Origin of the sequence: Pseudoduganella albidiflava, assembly GCF_004322755.1 — a bacterium.
In the GTDB taxonomy this organism is placed as follows: domain Bacteria; phylum Pseudomonadota; class Gammaproteobacteria; order Burkholderiales; family Burkholderiaceae_D; genus Rugamonas; species Rugamonas albidiflava.
This window is the reverse complement of sequence record NZ_CP036401.1, coordinates 3,765,146-3,781,855: the sequence shown is the minus strand read 5'-3', so window position 1 is coordinate 3,781,855 and position 16,710 is coordinate 3,765,146. Positions and strand designations below refer to the sequence as shown.

Here is a 16,710-nt window from a genome sequence, read left to right as displayed (position 1 = left end):
CCGCTCACGATCGCCGTTTCAATACGGCGAACCATCCTTGTGCGTGAAGCGCCAGTTGCCATGCTCGAATACGGCAGCCAGGTCGTCGCGCGGATAAATCGCCGTATCGCCCGCTGAACGGTCGCCGATCTCCAGGAATACCGCCTCGGCCGTTGAACGGTTTTCCAGCCGGTGCGCGCGGCCGCCCGCCTTGAAACCGGCGCACATGCCCGGCGTCAGTACCATTTCCCCTTCATCGGTAACCAGTACCGCTTCGCCGGCGAGCAGATAAATGAATTCATCCTGCGTGGTATGCCGGTGCAGCAGTGCGGAGATACTCCCCGGCGCCAGCGTACAGCGGTTCACGCCGAAATTCCCGAGTCCGAATATATCGCCGAGCGGCTGCTTGACCCGGCCGGCAGTCATTTCAGCGAATGGCGAAGGCAGCAATGATGGCTTGGTGCGCGGCGCCGCATCCGGCGCATTGATAGCCAGTGGAATGGTATTCATGGCAGTGAGTTAAAGTATGTGGTTGTATGTGGTTTTTATTCTCGCGTAAGTTTACACGACATTTAGTGTACATCAGTGTGAATATATGTGGAAAGCGGCTGCGGTCTTATGGTAAATTGACGGAACATTGAATTCTCACAGATTGTCACGCGCAATTTTGCACGTACTTATGTGCGATCTTATGTGCAGTCTTCGTGTGCACTTGCGTGCGTACTTTGCGTGCGTACTTGTGTGCGCCCTTATGAACGTGCTTATCTGCGTCCATATGTGCGTTCATAGGTACGGACTTATGTGCGCAGGTTTCACAGGCAATCTCCATGGTGCAATCCCGTGGGCACTCTTGATGGGCACTCTTGATGGGCACCCTTGATGTGCACTCTGGATGTGTACTCTGGATGTGTACTCTTACATGCGCGCTCATTCACGCGCATTTTCACTTACAAAGGATTTGAGATGACGACTTACCAGGAATACCAGGCCAAGATCGCTGAATTGCAGAAGCAGGCTGAATTGGCCCGTCGGAACGAGATCTCCGAAGCGAAGGAGCGCATTGCCACGATCATGCGTGAACATAACCTGACGCTGGCCGACCTGGGCCCTGCCGTCAAGACGGCAAAGCCCGTCAAGCCGCGCGCACCGGTGCCGATGAAATACCGTGACGATGCAACCGGCCAGACCTGGACCGGCCGCGGCCGTGCACCGAAATGGCTGGATGGCCGCAAGAAGGAAGATTTCCTGATCAAGCAGTAATACCGATGGCGGGGCCGGTAATTCGGTAGTGCCTGCGCGGCTGATGCCGCGGACCGGTGCGCTGATATTCTGCGAGCCAGTAAGCCAGCCCATAAGCGAGCCCGGCGGTAATCGGTGCCCCCGCGGCGCTGTTGCAATGCCCGGTGCCGCGCCGGTCCGGGCGGATCGGCTGGCGGGAACCGTTCGGGAATTCGTTGAAGCGCTGATTCGACACTGGTTCAAGAACTGGTTCGGCAACTTGTCGAGTTTGTCGAGGGCAGTCGAACAACCGGTTGCTGAATCGGGCTGGCGAAACGGCCTGGTGAATCGGCCGGGCGAATCAGATTGTCGAATCAGCCTGGCGAACCAGCCCGGCAATGTTTCGTCCACATGCTGATGGCGAGCCCGCAGTTGCCGCGTGCGATGCCGCGCGGCGATAGCCGGAAATAATCCAGCCGACCTGGCGTATTGTCCTGTCCGCGCCCGTGCGGTACGTTGGCTGGTCTGTACAGGCTGACACGCGCATTCGCCCGCCCGTATCGGCAGCGTTTTCCCCGCCTTTTTCGGCGCATTTCGACAAGCTTTTAGTGGCGCAATGCCGACGTAATGCCGACGCAATGCCAACACAATCGCTGCGCAATGCCGGCGCAACCCCTTCATTATTCGAAGCAATGCCTGTTATTGGGCGAGCGCCGCGCGCTCATCATGCGCGCATTGTGTGGGCGGACGCCGCCGATCATCGCACGCCGCCAAGGCGCACAAGCGGACCAGGCGCTAAAGCAGGCGGGCGCCGAGATAAAGTGTGGTGAAGCGCGGTAAAGCGCGTGGCGGCATGTCGCCCTGATTCAGGTGCCGGCGATACTCAGGATATTACCGTCGGGGTCTTTCAACCACGCGACCTTCATCTGTTCGCCGACATGGATATCCCCCTCCAGTCGCAAGCCGGGCATCTCGTAATGCACGAATGCCACGCCTTTCGCCTTCAGCGCCGCGACGATTTCCTCGATCTCGTCCCCAACTGTCCAGGTCGCCGCAGTGGCCTGGTTGGTGCCGGCAAATTCCGAGCGGTACACCATGAGCCGCGAACTGCCGCTCAGATAAGACAGCACTTCGCCATCCGCCGCGTCGCCGACAGGGTTTTCCTGCAATCCCAGCACGTCGCCGTAGAATGCGCGCGCCGCCGCGAGATCGCGCACCGCGATCGTGGCCATCACTTCGGTATTTGCCAGCATGGTGCCTCCTTGGTCGATCCGGCAGGGTAGCGCGCCCGCGGCCGTGGCAGCGCGCCGTTGACCGGGCGTCGGCGCCGCTGCTTGCACGGGTAAGGTTGCGCGCGTAATCCTGCGCGTAATCCTGCATGTAACAGGCGTTGGCCCCTGGATGCCAGGTGAGCGCCGTACCGGTCCGATGTGTGCAAAGATGCCGCATGATTCCATTATTTCCCCTTAACACGGTATTGTTTCCGGATGGCCGCCTTGCCCTGCAGGTGTTCGAGGTGCGCTATCTCGACATGATCAAGCGCTGTATCGCCGGATCGGAGGAATTCGGCGTGGTGGCGCTGGCCGAAGGGGAAGAGGTGCGCAAGCCGGGCCAGCATGAGACGCTGGCGCCGATCGGCACGCTGGCGCGCATCGTCGACTGGACGGCGCCATTGCCCGCGCTGATGCACATCACCTGCCTCGGCACGCAGCGCTTCCGCGTGCTGGCCACCGAACAGCTGAAGCATGGCTTGTGGATGGCCGACATCGAACGCTTGCCGGACGACATGGCCGTGCCCGTGCCGGCCGAGCAGCAGGATGTGGCCAACGCGCTGGGGTCGCTGATCCGTTCGCTGCAGCAGCGCGGCGTGACGCCGGCGCAGATGCCGATGGGGCCACCGTACCGGCTCGACGAGAGCGGCTGGGTGGCCAACCGGTGGTGCGAATTGCTCGATCTCGAGCTCCCGCAAAAACAGTTGCTGCTGGCCCAGGACAATCCCGTGCTGCGGATCGAACTGGTACAGGATGCGCTGGCCGACAGCGGCTACATGGACTGACCGCTCCGCTCCGGTCCACACCTGGCGCCGGTTCGCCGCCAGGCAACGCGGTGGCCCCACCGTGGTGGCGCCGCGTGGCCCTGTGAGGGAGCCAGGCGCGCCGCTACACTGGCGGGACACCTCAAGGAGTCCGCCATCGTGTACAACCCCGCCTCGTTTGCCGAAGAACGCCTCGCCGTCCAGCATGCGCTGATCCGCGCCCATCCGCTGGCCACGCTGGTCGTGGCCGGCAGCATGGAGCTGACCGCCGACTTCGTGCCGTTCATCCTGTATCCCGACGAAGGCGCCCGCGGCGTGCTCCGCGCCCACGTGGCGCGCGCCAATCCGCTGTGGCGCGAACTGGAGCAGGGCGCCGAATGCCTGCTGCTGTTCCAGGGCCCGCAGGCGTACGTGAGCCCGGGCTGGTATGCCAGCAAGGCCGAGACGCACAAGGTGGTACCCACCTGGAACTACACGATGGTGCAGGTACGCGGCACCGCGCGCGTGACGGATGACGGGGCGTGGCTGCAGCGCCAGATGCGCGACCTGACCGCCGGGCAGGAAGGCGCGATGGCGCGGCCATGGAGCCTCGACGATGCGCCGGCCGATTTCGTGGCCGCGCTGACGCGCGCCGTGGTCGGCATCGAGATCCCGATCGCGCACATCGCGGCGAAGTGGAAGATCAGCCAGAACCGCAGCGCCGCCGACCGGGCCGGCGTGGCGGACGGACTGGCCGAACGCGCCCCCGCCATGGCGGACCTGGTGCGCGGCCTCGGCGGGCAGTAGCTACGGCGGCGTGACGGCTTCCTCGGCCGCGTGCAGGCGCACCGACCACATCACGCCGACCGCCAGCAGCACGATCGCGGCCACCTCCAGTGGCCGCGGCCAGGCCTGCCGATAGAGGAATCCATACAGCAGCGCGAACAGCGTCTCGAACAGGATCAGCTGGCCGGACAGCGTGACCGGCACGCGCCGGCTGGCGATGTTCCACAGCTGGTTGCCGATCACCGAGGCGCCCAGCGCCAGCAAGGCATTACAGGTCCAGAACAATCCCCAATCGCGTCCGCTGGCGGCGCCGGCCGCGCCGGTCACGTCGCCCTCATGCAGCAGGAACGCCGGGAGGGCGATGGCAAGCGCGATGATGCCGGTCGACAGGCCGTACAGCGCCGACCATTCGGCACTGCTGAAATGCGCGTTGGCCTTCAGGTAGCGTGCATTGTCGACGGTATACCAGCTCCAGCACAGCAGGGCGCCGGCCGCGCAGGCCAGTCCGGCAGCCGTCTGCCACGGCGGGCGCCCGGCAGCGTGCGCATGGGTGAAGACATCGACATTGATGCAGGCGATGCCGGCCGCCACGACGGCCAGCGGCAGGGCCAGCCGGGCCAGCGGCACGGCGCCGTGATCGTGCCGCCCCAGCAGCGTGACGGTGATCGGCAGCAGGCCGATGATCAGCGAAGTGGGCGCCACGCCGGCCAGCTTCACGCCGGTGGCCAGCAGCATGTAGTAGACGATGTTCCCGGCCAGCGCATGCCGCAGCAGCGCCGCGCAATCGTTGCGGTCGAGCCGGTGCGCGAGCCCGGAAAGCTTGGGCAGCAGCAGCGCGAACGCCATCGCGCCATATGCCATGTAGCGGCCCAGGGCCAGTTCCAGCGGCGAGAACGCCGCCAGCAGCGCCGGCGCGATGAACACCATGCCCCACATCGCGCCCGCCAGCAGGGCGCACAGCACACCGATCCACATCCATTGTTTCCTGTTTTTTACGCTGCGACAGTGTCGCACAGAGTGCGATAAGGTGGCCAGGTCAGCTTCCAGTACCGCAGGAGACCATCATGACCGACAAGAAAATCATCCAAGCCTTGCAAGGCGAAGCGCGGCCCCTCTCGGCCGCGGAGGATTTCGACTACCTGCTCGAATCGATCGGCGACGCATCGATCGTGCTGCTCGGCGAGGCCACCCATGGCACGCGCGAGTTCTACCGCCTGCGCGCGGAAATCAGCAAGCGGCTGATCGTAGAAAAGGGCTTCGACGCCATCGCCGTCGAGGCGGACTGGCCGGACGCGCTGCGCGTGTCGCGCTATGTGCAGCACGGCGGCGACGACATGACCGCCGAGGGTGCGCTGGCCGGCTTCCAGCGCTTTCCCCAATGGATGTGGCGCAACCATGAAATCGTCGACCTGGTGAACTGGCTGCGCCTGCATAACGCGCACGTGGCCAGCAGCGTGCGGCGCGTCGGTTTCTACGGGCTCGATCTGTACAGCCTGCGCCAGTCGATGGACGCCGTGATCGCCTACCTGGACGAGGAAGACCCGGAAGCGGCCGAGCGCGCCCGCCAGCGCTATGGCTGCATCGACCACATGGCCGAAGACCCGCAGCAGTACGGCTATGCCACCACGTTCGGCATGAAGCCGCACTGCGAGCAGGAAGTGATGCGCCAGCTGGTCGAACTGACGCGCCAGGCCAGCCTGCACGTGCGGGAGACGGGCGGGCAGGTGCCGGACGAACTGTTCTACGCGCAGCAGAACGCGCGCGTGGCGCGCAACGCTGAAACCTATTACCGCTCGATGTTCCAGAGCCGCGACGAGTCGTGGAATGTGCGCGATTCGCACATGGCCGAAACGCTGGAAGCGCTGCGCGAGCATATCAGCCAGCGCACCGGGCGGCCGGGCAAGATCGTCGTGTGGGCACACAACTCGCACCTGGGCGATGCCCGCGCCACCGAGATGGGCGAGCACGGCCAGCTGAACCTGGGCCAGCTGGTGCGCGAACGCTACCGCCCCGACGACATCTTCCTGCTCGGCTTCACGACCCACACCGGCACGGTGACGGCGGCCACCGACTGGGATGGCCCGGCCGAACTGAAGCCCGTGGTCGCATCGCGCCCGGACAGCGTGGAGCGCCTGATGCATGAAACGTCGATCGCCACCGGCCTGCCGCAATTCCTGCTGCCGATCCGCGGCCATGACAGCATGCTGGCGCGCCTGCCGTCGCGCTACCTGGAACGGGCGATCGGCGTGATCTATCGCCCCGATACGGAGCGCTACAGCCATTACTTCCATGCCGACGCGGCCAAACAGTTCGACGCGCTGGTGCACGTCGACCGCAGCACCGCGCTGCGGCCGCTGGAGCGGTCGGCATTGTGGAAACAGGACGAGGTGCCGGAGACGTATCCGAGCGGGTTGTAGGTCAAGTGGGTGAAGATGCATCGGCGGAAACCCGTCCAATACATCAAGGCCAACCCAGATGCAAATTCCGGGGTCAGGGAGGAATGCTGGCAGGCATGCCAGCATCGTTCCGCAGGCGCGAAGCAGGCTTCGCGAAACCCCTGCTACACCCCGCTGGGTCTGACCCCAGCCCTTCGCTGTTGGGGTGAATGAATGCGCATCCAATGTGTCGGATAACGCTTGCCGAAGCGGCATGAAGGTCAGATATCGGTTTTTCAACCGAAACGCCGCCTGGAAGAAGGAATGTTCTAACTCCCCGCCGCGCCGCTGTTCAGCAGCGAAAGCGCCACGACAATAGCGACGTTGAGCACAACGGTCCACCAGTGCTTCGCCAGGAACGCCGCCTTCGACGACTTGTGCCGCACCAGCCGCTGCGCCAGCAGGGCGCCGGGCCAGCCGCCGGCCAGCCCGAGCAGCAGCAGCGTGCGCTCGGGCGTGCGGCGCCGGCCCAGGCGGGCGGCGCGCTTGTCGATGGCGTAGGCGATGAAGGTGGCCAGGCTGGCCAGCGCATACCAGCCGGCCAGCGCGATGGCCAGGGCCGCGTTCAGGAGCGCGCGATCAGAAGTAGTTCAGGCCCAGCGCGGCCTTCACTTCGTCGGCGGTCTTCGCCGCCACCTCGCGGGCGCGCGCGGTGCCTTCCTTGAGCATCTGCATGACCTGGCCCTTGTCTTTCGCGAACTCTTCGCGGCGGGCGCGGATCGGCGCCAGCATTTCCTGCAGCACGGCTTCCAGGCGTTTCTTGACGATCGAATCGCCCAGGCCGCCGCGCACATAGTGCGCCTTCATTTCTTCCAGCGCCGCCTTGTCGGTGTCGAACGCGTCCAGGTAGATGAAGGCCACGTTGCCTTCCAGGTGGCCCGGGTCCTGCACGCGCAGGTGCAGCGGATCGGTGTAGACCTTCTTGACGGCGGCGGTGATCTCGTCGGCCGAGGCGCCCAGGTTGATCGTGTTGCCCAGCGACTTGCTCATCTTCGCCTTGCCGTCGATGCCCGGCAGGCGGCCGATTTCCGGCACCAGCGCCTTGCACTCGACGAGGATGTCGCGGTTGGCGATCCGGTTAAAGCGGCGCACGATCTCGTTGGTCTGCTCGATCATCGGGATCTGGTCTTCGCCGACCGGCACGATCGATGCCTTGAACGCGGAAATGTCTGCGGCCTGCGAGGCGGGGTAGGTGAGGAAACCCGCGGGGATGTCGCGCTCGAAGCCGCGCAGCACGATTTCCGCCTTCACCGTGGGGTTGCGCTCCAGGCGCGCCACGGTGACCATGTTCAGGTAGTAGAACGTCAGCTCGGCCAGTTCCGGGATCTGCGACTGGATCAGGATGGTCGACTTGGCGGGATCGATGCCCACGGCCAGATAATCCAGCGCCACTTCGACGACGTTGCGGCGCACCTTGTCGATGTCGTCCATATTGTCCGTCAGCGCCTGCGAGTCGGCCAGCATGATGAACTGCTGGTAGTCGTGCTGGTAGCCGACGCGGCTGCGCAGGCTGCCCACGTAGTGGCCCAGGTGCAGCGGGCCGGTCGGGCGGTCGCCGGTGAGGATCACGGCAGGCGTGGCCGAAGCGGGAGACGGCGTGGTCGAAGTCTCGGCGGAAGATGCGGTGGACGTTGCAGAGGTTTCAGGCTGGCTCATTGGCTTCTTTCGGGTTGGCCCCTGCCACGATGCGCCATGAAAAACGCCACCCTGGCAGAGGCGGCGTCATATTGAAATCACATCACTTCAAACGGGGGCCGCACGGCATCGAGCGGCGCCACCAGCAAGTATCGGACAGATGCGATTGGAAAAAAATCATCCCGCTATGGTTGCAGGTTCAACCCGGCCTGTCAAGACAGGCCGGGCGGCCCCGCCTCAGTAGCGGCGCGGATTGTCGGGCCGGTCGTCGTGGCGGTTCGGCACGCCGTCGTTGTCGCGGTCGCGGTCGCGGTCGCGGCGGTTGGCGACGCCATCGTTGTCGCGGTCACGGTCGTACCGGTTCGGCAAGCCATCGCGATCGTTGTCCCGGCCGCGGTCGCCGCGCTGCCACTCGCCGCGCGCGAACTGCCAGCGGCCATCGCGTTCCTGCCAGCTCGGTGCCGACCAGTGGTAGCCGGCGCGCGCCTTCACGTACTTGCCGCGCACCCACGCGTAGCGGTGGCCGGTCCAGTTCCAGTAACCAGGCGTCCACACATGGCCGTGCCGGGCCGCGGGCATCGCTTCATGGCGGGGCGGCGGTGGCGCCTTGCGCACGACGATGATTTCCGTGGCGGCCATGGCGGGTGCGGCGACCGAACCCAGCGAGGCGGCGAACATGGCGGCAATCAGCAGTTTCTTCATGATGTACTCCTTGTGGTGAACGTATGGCTTCATTCTGGCGGCAAGGTGTTACAGCAGTGTGCCCGCTGCCAATTTCTCTGTAAGCAATTGTTTCGTTGCCTGCAAGGAAATCACACGCTACCATCGGGGTCCTGTCTTCCTGGAGAACCCGATGCAGCGCCGCCTTGTCCCTGGCTTGTTCCCGCTTTTGTCCCTGATCACGTCCGGCGCGCTGGCGCAGACACCGCCGATGACGCCCGACATCGGCAAGGCCTTCATGGCGACCGTGCCGGAGGCCGACTACACGAAGCGCACGGTGATGATCCCGATGCGCGACGGCGTCAAGCTGTACACCGTGATCGTCGTGCCGAAAGGGGCCCGCCAGGCGCCGGTGCTGCTGACCCGCACGCCGTACAACGCGTTCGGCCGCGCGCAGCGCAACAAGAGCCCGCGCATGCTGGCCACGCTGCCGCACGGCGATGACACGCTGGTCCATGCGGGCTACATCCGCGTGTTCCAGGACGTGCGCGGCAAGCATGGCTCGGAAGGCGACTACGTGATGACACGCCCGCTGCGCGGCCCGCTGAACGGCACGAAGACCGATCACGCCACCGACGCGTGGGACACCATCGACTGGCTGGTGAAGAACCTGCCGGAATCGAATGGCAAGGTGGGCATGCTGGGGTCGTCGTACGAAGGCTTCACGGTGCTGATGGCGCTGGCCGATCCGCACCCGGCGCTGAAGGCGGCCGTGCCGATGAGCCCCATGGTCGACGGCTGGCGCGGCGACGACTGGTTCCACAATGGCGCCTTCCGCATGCCGTCGCTGGCCTTCATCAACGCGCAGACCACCGTGCGCGGCCGCGCCGAAGCGTTGGCGACCGGCATCCACGACGACTACGAAGGCCACCTGCGCGCCGGCTCGGCCGCCGGCTACGCCCGCCAGTTCGGCCTCGACAAGCTGCCGTACACGAAAAAACTGTTCGAGCATCCGGCCTACGACAGCTACTGGCAGCACCAGGCGGTGGACCGGCTGCTCGGCGCGCGGCCGCTGAAGGTGCCGACCATGACGGTCACGGGCCAGTGGGACCAGGAAGACAGCTACGGCGCCTTTGCCGTCTACGCCGCGCTGGAGCCGAAGGACAAGGCCAATGACCTGAATTACCTGGTGGTCGGGCCGTGGCGGCACAGCGGCGTCAATTACGACGGCTCGTCGCTGGGCGCGCTGGCATTCACCGGCGACACCGCGCTGGAATTCCGGCGCGACGTGATGCAGCCGTTCCTGGACCAGCACCTGAAGGACGGCGCGCCGAAGGCGGACACGCCGCCGGTGCTGTCGTACCAGACGGGCACCAACCGCTGGCAGCGGTTGCAGGGCTGGCCGCTGGCCTGCGCCACCGGTTGTCCCGCCGCCGCGCAGGCGGTGTACCTGCAGGATGGCTTCCGGCTGTCGTTTACAGCGCCGGCGAGTGGCGCTCCCGATGCGGCCGGCTTCGACGAATACGTGGCCGATCCCGCGAAACCCGTACCGTTCGTGCCGCGGCCGGTGCGCATGGGCGATCCGGAAGTGTGGCGGCCCTGGCTGGTCAGCGACCAGCGCTTCGTGGCCGACCGGCCGGACGTGCTGGCCTATGTCTCCGAACCGCTGGCGGCGCCGCTGCAACTGTCCGGCGCACCCGTGGTAAACCTATTCGCCTCCACATCCGGCTCGGATGCCGACTGGGTCGTCAAGGTGATCGACGTCTATCCGGACGAAGTGCCGTCGCAGCCCGGCCTGGGCGGCTATCAGCTGCCGGTGGCGATGGAGATCTTCCGCGGCCGCTACCGCGACAGCCTGGAACACCCCGCCGCCATCGTGCCCGGCAAGCCGGAACGCTACCGCTTCGCGCTGCCGAACGTGAACCACGTGATCCGGCCCGGCCACCGGCTGATGGTGCAGATCCAGTCCAGCTGGTTCCCGCTGTACGACCGCAATCCGCAGCGCTTCGTGCCGAACATCTTCCATGCGCGGCCGGGCGACTACATGAAGGCCACGCAGCGCATCTGGCACACGCCGGCGCTGCCCAGCGCCATCGAGCTGCCGGTGGTGCCCGCGGGAGCCGCTACGGCGCGCTGACGTAGGGGGAAGGGCGGCTGCCCGGCGCCTGCGCCAGCAGGCTGCGCATTTCGCGCGCTTCCTCGACCGGCGTGCGGCCGAAGAAGCGCTTGAACTCGCGCGAGAATTGCGACGTGCTTTCATAGCCGACCCGCCCGCAGGCTGTGGCCGCGGTCACACCGTCCTGCACCATCAGCAGGCGCGCCTTGTGCAGCCGCGTGGTCTTCAGGTACTGGATCGGCGACGTCATCGTCACCGCCTTGAAGCCGGCGTGGAATGCGGCCTGGCTCATGCCCGCCTCGCGCGCCAGCGTCGCCACGTCGATCTGCCGGTGGTAGTCGGCGTGGATCCGCCGCAGCGCCTTGCCGATCTTGGCGAACTGCGTCTGGTGGGCCAGGCCGGCGCGCAGCGCGCCACCCTGTTCGCCGGTCAGCACGCGGAACAGGATCTCGCGCAGGATGCCGGGACCGAGGAGGCGCGTTTCCACCGGTGACACCAGCGCGTGCAGCAGGCGCAGCACGGCGTCGCCCAGCGCGTCGTCCAGTTTCGAGGCCATCATGCCGCGCGGGGCGGCGGGCGGGGCGACGCCCGTTTGCGCGTCGTCGACGGCCAGCGCCAGTTCGGCCGCCAGCTGCAGGTCGATCGGAATCGAGATCGCCAGCAGCGGTTCGGCGACGGTGGCATGCACCGTTTCTCCCTCGAACGGCAGCGGCACCGACAGCACCAGGAACTGCTGGGCGTGGTAGTCGAACGCTTCGCCGCCCAGGTAGCCGCGCTTGTGACCCTGGCAGACGATGACGATGCAGGGTTCGTACAGCGCCTTGCCGCGCGGGCGCACCGAGTTCGCGCGCATGAATTTCACGCCCGGCAGGCCGCACAGCGTGTAGCCCTCGTCCGGCGCGAGCACGCCCATCAGTTCCACCATCCGCGCCTGCCGTTCCGACACCATCATCGCCACCTCCGCTTGTTTTCGGCATCCATAGTTTTCGGCATCCACATAGTATCCAGCATGCATTATGCCTTTGGCGCGTGCGAAAAACAGCCCGGCTGGAGGATCAGGCAATGATTTGAAACCTTCGCGCAACCCGGCGCGGGCCCGCGCCCGTAGACTTCACACTGTCCAGGGCACTGTCCCTGGATACCATCGCAATCGACCATTGAAGGAGCGCAGCATGGCCGAACACCATTTCATCCCTGTCACCACTGACCGCACCGGGGCGCCCACGCCGGACGCGGAGGCCGCGCGGCAGGTCGTGCTGGTCACCGGCGCCACCGGCCGCATCGGCGCCGCCACCGCGCGCGAGCTGGCCGCGCAGGGCCACCACGTGGTGCTGGGCGCGCGGCGCATCGAGCGGCTGGTGCTGCTGGCCGCGGAGATCCGCGCCGCCGGCGGCAGCGTCGAGTGCCATGTGCTCGACGTTACCGATGCCGACGATGCGCAGACCTTCGCGCTGGCGGCATTCCACCGCCACGGCCGTGTCGACGCGCTGGTCAACGCCGCCGGCGTGGCGGCACCGTCGCGGCTGGACGCGCTGAAACTGCTGGAGTGGGACCGCATGCTCGACGTGAACGTGCGCGGCGCGCTGTACGCGATCGCGGCGGTGCTGCCGCTGATGCAGCGGGCCGGCGTCGGCCATGTCGTCAACCTGGCATCCGGCACCGGCATCGGCCCGGCGCACGCCGTGCAGGGCGCGTCGGCGCGGGCGCTGCTGGCGATCGCCGAGGCGCTGCGGCAGGAAGAACGCGATATCGAGGTGTCCGTCATCGCGCCGGACATGCCGGGCGGCGCGCAGGCCGTGGCCGAAGCCATCGGCGCCGTGCTGGCGCGCGAGGCGCACGCCTGCGCCTAGGGAAAAACCAGCGCTTCAATAGCGCAGGGAAGCGGCCGGCTACAAAGTCTTGTGGTGGTCGCGGAACCAGCGCCACGCCACCACGATCGCCGCCAGCTGCATCGCCGCGCTGACGAAGAACGTCACGCCGATACGCCAGTCGGAAGGCGGCAGGTGGCTCACCTTGGCCAGCAGGAAGCCGCCGATCAGCGGCATGATGACGATACCGACGCTGTTGATCGCGTGCAGTGATCCCATCAGTTCTCCCTGTTCCGTGGCGGGCGTGGCCTTCGAAATGATGCCCTGCAGCGCCGGCCCGGCGGCGAATGCCAGCAGGTTGCACAGGATCAGCACATACATCATCCAGCCCTGCGTGGCCAGGCCGTACAGCAGGTATGTCACGGCGCCGGAACCAAGCCCCAGCAGCGACAGCCGCACCTCGCCGAAGCGCTTCATGAACACGCCCAGCAGGCCGGCCTGCACGATCACGGACGCCACGCCCACGCAGAACAGCGCAATGCCGTTCTGCGTGGTCGACCAGCCATAGCGGAACGTGGTGTACAGCACCCACGTCGTGTGCAGCATGGTTTGCGCCAGCGCCACCAGCGCGAACACGGTTACCAGCCCCCGCGTGGCGGGGCGTTGCCACAGCCTGGCCAGGCCACCCAGCGGGTTGAGCTTGTGCAGGGGGAACGGGCCGCGCCGTTCGGGCGGCAGCGATTCGGGCAGGAAGAACCAGCCATAGACGAAGTTCGCCGCCGACATGCCGGCCGCCACGTAGAACGGCAGGTGCAGGTCGATGCCGCCCAGGATGCCGCCCAGCATCGGGCCGGCAATGAAGCCCATGCCGAACGCGGCGCCGATCTTGCCGAAGCTCCTGGCCCGGTTGTCCGGCGTCGACACGTCCGACGCGTAGGCCGAGGCGACCGACATGCTGGCGGCGGACATGCCGCCGATCACGCGCCCGGCCAGCAGCCAGCCCAGGCTGGGCGCCAGCGCCGTGACCAGGAAATTGAGCGACATGCCCACCATCGAATACAGCAGCACGGGGCGGCGGCCCACCTTGTCGCTGAACGCGCCCAGCATCGGCATGAACAGGAACTGCATCAGGCCGAACGTGGCACCCATCACGCCGTACCACAGCGACTGCTGCTCGCGCGCGCCGACGAACTCGCCCACCAGCACGGGCAGCACGGGAATGATCAGGCCCACGCCCAGCATGTCGATGAAGACGCACAGCAGCGCGAAGTTGAGGTTCACCGGCTTGCCCGGCGCCGCGCCGGCCGCCGCGGAATCGGCCGCGGACCCCGCGGCTGGCGTGGTGTCGTCCTTCATGGCGCCACCGTGGCGGCGGCCACGTCGGTATCGTTCAGCACGAACACGAGCCGGCCGTGCATGGCCCGGCTGATGCGGTTCATGGCCGGGCGCAGCGCCTGGTACTCCTGCGGCGTACACCAGCCGCGCTGGTTGCCGGCCACCACGCGGCGCGCCAGGTGGTAGCGCATGCCGTCGCGCGAATAGGTGGCCTGGTAATCCAGGCCGTCCTGGCGGATCGACAGGTTCTTCGGCACGTACAGCACCTGCATGGCGGCCGGCAGTTCGATGGTCATGCTGTCCTCCACGGCGAACGGTTCGCAGCGGGCGTCGTACCGGCGTTCTCGGTCCGTGAAGCGCCCGGCGAAACCTGCCAGCGGCACCGGGCCGTTCATCCCCGGCAGGAACGACAGCACGCCCGCTTCCGGCTGGCTGACGTAGTTGCGGATCCGTTCCGTATAGCGCACGCCCAGCATGTCCGGGCGCGCCTGCGCCAGCGTTTCCACGCTGCCGTCGCCTTCGTAGCCGTTCGATGCCATCGTGCGCCGCACCCAGTCGGCCGTGCCGGCGGCGGTTACGCCGTCGATGAACTCGCGCACCGCCACCGCGCTGCGGCCATGCCCGACGATCTCGGTGACGCGCTCGGCCGAACCGTCCAGCGCCACCTTCAGCGCGACCTTGCGCTCGACCCGGAAGGTGTGCGGGTCCGGCAGCGGCGTGCGGCGCAACGCCGGCGCCAGCCGCGTGGCCAGTACCGGCTTGCCCGCGTCGTTGTCGGGCAGCAGGCCGAACGGCATGGCGTCGTCGGTGGCATCCATGAACAGGTCCAGCGCGGGCAGGTAGCTGATGGCGTGGTCGAACCACATCACGGGAATCTCCGGCAGCGTGAAGTTCTCGCCGTCGGCGCGCAGCAGAACGGGCGACGCGGCGATGCCCCGCGCCGCCAGCAGCGCCTCGAGCAGGGCCACATGGTCCTTGCAGTCGCCGTAGCGGCGCTGCAGCACGGTGCCGGCGTCGTTGGGCACCCAGCCGCCGTCGCCGACATAGCTGGCCACGTAGCGCACGTTGGCGCGCACCCAGTCGTACAGCAGGCGCGCCGCGTCGCGCTGGTTGGCGGCGCGGCCGGCCACGTCCTCGGCCAGCGCGCGGATCGCCGGCGTCACGGCCGATTTCGGCGCGGCGCCCCGTTCATAGGCGGCGGCGATGGCCTGCCAGTCGGCGAAGGTGGACAGCATCAGGTGCGGCGTGCGGCGCCAGCCGTTGGCGGCATTCGGCTCCGGCGTGCCGGTGTCCTTGCTGCGGTAATGCCAGCGCAGCACACTGTCGGCGCTGGCCTCGGCGGCCGGCTGCGGCGCCAGGCCGACCTGGGCAACCTTCAGCGGCAGGGCGCGCGGATAGCGCACGGTGATCTCGCTGTCGTCCCGGATCACGTCGTCCTGCAGGAACATCACGTGCGACATGCCGCCCGGCAGTTCGGGCACCTTCTGTACCAGCCGGTAGCGCAGGCGGATGGCGTCGCCGGCGGCCAGCCGGGGAAACGTCACCTGCAGCAGGCGCTTGTCGGGGAACGATACGCCGCCCAGGATGCCGTCCTGCACCTGGATCGCCGACGGATCGACCGGGATCGGTGCGCCGCTGGCGGGGATCGTCTCGGCGGCCAGCAGTTCCAGCGTCTGGCGGCGCGCATCCCAGTTCACGTATTGCTGGCCCAGCGAACCGGCGCCGGTGGCATCGACGGCACGCCACGTATAGTCGACCGTCTGTTCCATCGTGTGGTCGGCCCGGATCACGATGTCGGTGCGTTCGCGCAGCGCCCGCACGTGGCCTTCGCCATCGGCGTGCGCCGCCTGCGCGGCCAGGCAGAGCAGGGCGGCCAGGCCGGCCGCGGGGCGGAGGAGGGAAAAGATCATCGGATCAGGCCGGCGCCGACCATTCGGCGACGAAGTCGTCGCGAAACGCCGTCAGCGCGCGCAGCCGTTCCTCGCCGAGGCGGCGGCCGGCGGCCGTCTGCATCGTGCCGGGCAGCGTGGCCAGCTTGACGGCGATGTGGTCGAGCGAATAGGCCTTGTCGTCGAGCGCGCGGTGACCGGCGCCCGGGTCGGTGGGGTGCGCCAGCGCGGAGCCCATGCGGCCGGCCGTGTAGAACATGCGCGCCAGCCCGACGGCGCCCAGCGCGTCGAGCCGGTCGGCATCCTGCACGATCTTGGCTTCGATCGTGGTGGGCACCAGGCCGGCGGAAAAACTGTGGGTTTCGACCGCGTGCGCCACGCCCGGCAGCAGCCCGGCCGGAAAGTCCGCCGCGGCCAGCAGGCGCACCGCTTCCCTTGCCGCCTGGCGCGACGCCAGGTGCCGCTCCGGGTGGTTCTTCGGCAGGTTGACGATATCGTGCAGGTAGCACGCCGCCATCACCACCAGCGCATCGGCTTCGGGGTAATCGGGCAGCAGCAGGGTGGCGTTGCGCCAGACGCGGTGCAGGTGGCTGGTGTCGTGGGCGCCATCGTCTCCGGGGATGGCGGCCGCGAGCGCGGCCAGTTTCGGGTGCCAGCTGGCCAGCGGCGAAATCGTTGTTGTCATGTTCAGGTCAATGCGGCGGTCGCGACATTGTGCCACGAATGAAACGCTTTTACTGCAATTTGAACAATTTTCCGGGCCGTTCTGCGTTGCCGTACGGAATTTTTAATGCGTCGAATCTTGGTGTGCGGTAACATTTCGCATCGTTAGCCG

The 16,710-nt window shown here is 66.9% G+C and carries 16 protein-coding genes; 6 read left to right on the top strand and 10 right to left on the bottom strand.

Going from position 1 to position 16,710, the window contains the following annotated elements; all coding sequences use genetic code 11:
• Window positions 1–18: 18 nt before the first annotated feature.
• On the bottom strand, window positions 19–345 hold the full coding sequence (locus EYF70_RS15535) for a cupin domain-containing protein (RefSeq protein WP_307722054.1): 327 nt from the start codon (window positions 343–345) through the stop codon (window positions 19–21).
• A gap of 597 nt (window positions 346–942) precedes the next feature.
• On the opposite strand from EYF70_RS15535, the gene EYF70_RS15530 reads away from it, so the two are divergent.
• Entirely contained in the window at window positions 943–1,239 is a 297-nt protein-coding gene (locus EYF70_RS15530) for an H-NS histone family protein (protein WP_131146226.1), read from the top strand.
• A gap of 824 nt (window positions 1,240–2,063) precedes the next feature.
• Here EYF70_RS15530 and EYF70_RS15525 read toward each other — a convergent pair.
• Window positions 2,064–2,450 (bottom strand): VOC family protein, encoded by a 387-nt coding sequence (locus tag EYF70_RS15525; protein WP_131146225.1) that lies wholly within the window; start codon window positions 2,448–2,450, stop codon window positions 2,064–2,066.
• A gap of 194 nt (window positions 2,451–2,644) precedes the next feature.
• Here EYF70_RS15525 and EYF70_RS15520 point away from each other — a divergent pair, with 194 nt between their 5' ends.
• Together EYF70_RS15520 and EYF70_RS15515 are read left to right on the top strand one after the other, a co-directional pair.
• Entirely contained in the window at window positions 2,645–3,253 is a 609-nt protein-coding gene (locus EYF70_RS15520) for an LON peptidase substrate-binding domain-containing protein (protein ID WP_131146224.1), read from the top strand.
• A gap of 138 nt (window positions 3,254–3,391) precedes the next feature.
• On the top strand, window positions 3,392–4,018 hold the full coding sequence (locus EYF70_RS15515; protein ID WP_131146223.1) for an FMN-binding negative transcriptional regulator: 627 nt from the start codon (window positions 3,392–3,394) through the stop codon (window positions 4,016–4,018).
• On the opposite strand, the gene EYF70_RS15510 is transcribed toward EYF70_RS15515, so the two are convergent.
• Window positions 4,019–4,972 (bottom strand): DMT family transporter, encoded by a 954-nt coding sequence (locus EYF70_RS15510; protein WP_131146222.1) that lies wholly within the window; start codon window positions 4,970–4,972, stop codon window positions 4,019–4,021. It abuts the gene before it with no gap.
• An 89-nt stretch (window positions 4,973–5,061) separates the two neighbouring features.
• Between EYF70_RS15510 and EYF70_RS15505 the strand changes: the two genes are divergently transcribed.
• Entirely contained in the window at window positions 5,062–6,414 is a 1,353-nt protein-coding gene (locus EYF70_RS15505) for an erythromycin esterase family protein (protein ID WP_131146221.1), read from the top strand.
• Between the two features lie 287 nt (window positions 6,415–6,701).
• Here EYF70_RS15505 and EYF70_RS15500 read toward each other — a convergent pair whose 3' ends face one another.
• From EYF70_RS15500 to EYF70_RS15490, 3 genes are all read right to left on the bottom strand, one after another.
• Window positions 6,702–6,905 (bottom strand): DUF1294 domain-containing protein, encoded by a 204-nt coding sequence (locus tag EYF70_RS15500; RefSeq protein ID WP_229420918.1) that lies wholly within the window; start codon window positions 6,903–6,905, stop codon window positions 6,702–6,704.
• 106 nt (window positions 6,906–7,011) lie between these two features.
• Window positions 7,012–8,088 (bottom strand): tryptophan--tRNA ligase, encoded by a 1,077-nt coding sequence (gene trpS / locus EYF70_RS15495; protein ID WP_131146220.1) that lies wholly within the window; start codon window positions 8,086–8,088, stop codon window positions 7,012–7,014.
• 216 nt (window positions 8,089–8,304) lie between these two features.
• Window positions 8,305–8,769 carry a YXWGXW repeat-containing protein gene (locus tag EYF70_RS15490; protein ID WP_131146219.1) on the bottom strand — a complete coding sequence of 155 codons (465 nt, stop codon included), beginning with the start codon at window positions 8,767–8,769 and terminating at the stop codon, window positions 8,305–8,307.
• Window positions 8,770–8,920: 151 nt separating this feature from the next.
• Here EYF70_RS15490 and EYF70_RS15485 point away from each other — a divergent pair, with 151 nt between their 5' ends.
• Window positions 8,921–10,864 (top strand): CocE/NonD family hydrolase, encoded by a 1,944-nt coding sequence (locus EYF70_RS15485; protein ID WP_131146218.1) that lies wholly within the window; start codon window positions 8,921–8,923, stop codon window positions 10,862–10,864.
• Here EYF70_RS15485 and EYF70_RS15480 read toward each other — a convergent pair.
• On the bottom strand, window positions 10,851–11,795 hold the full coding sequence (locus EYF70_RS15480) for an AraC family transcriptional regulator (RefSeq protein WP_131146217.1): 945 nt from the start codon (window positions 11,793–11,795) through the stop codon (window positions 10,851–10,853). The genes EYF70_RS15485 and EYF70_RS15480 overlap by 14 nt on opposite strands.
• Window positions 11,796–12,015: 220 nt before the next feature.
• Here EYF70_RS15480 and EYF70_RS15475 point away from each other — a divergent pair, with 220 nt between their 5' ends.
• On the top strand, window positions 12,016–12,693 hold the full coding sequence (locus EYF70_RS15475) for an SDR family oxidoreductase (protein ID WP_165497682.1): 678 nt from the start codon (window positions 12,016–12,018) through the stop codon (window positions 12,691–12,693).
• Window positions 12,694–12,732: 39 nt separating this feature from the next.
• Here the strand turns inward: EYF70_RS15475 and EYF70_RS15470 are convergent, their stop codons facing one another.
• The 3 genes from EYF70_RS15470 to EYF70_RS15460 are packed head-to-tail and all read right to left on the bottom strand — an operon-like array spanning window position 12,733 to window position 16,560.
• The gene (locus tag EYF70_RS15470) at window positions 12,733–14,007 is read right to left on the bottom strand and encodes a TCR/Tet family MFS transporter (RefSeq protein WP_131146215.1); all 1,275 of its coding nucleotides are present in this window, start codon (window positions 14,005–14,007) and stop codon (window positions 12,733–12,735) included.
• Entirely contained in the window at window positions 14,004–15,896 is a 1,893-nt protein-coding gene (locus EYF70_RS15465) for a DUF3857 domain-containing transglutaminase family protein (protein WP_131146214.1), read from the bottom strand. The genes EYF70_RS15470 and EYF70_RS15465 overlap by 4 nt, the downstream gene beginning before the upstream one ends.
• Before the next feature lie 4 nt (window positions 15,897–15,900).
• On the bottom strand, window positions 15,901–16,560 hold the full coding sequence (locus tag EYF70_RS15460; RefSeq protein WP_131146213.1) for an HD domain-containing protein: 660 nt from the start codon (window positions 16,558–16,560) through the stop codon (window positions 15,901–15,903).
• Between the last annotated feature and the right edge of the window lie 150 nt (window positions 16,561–16,710).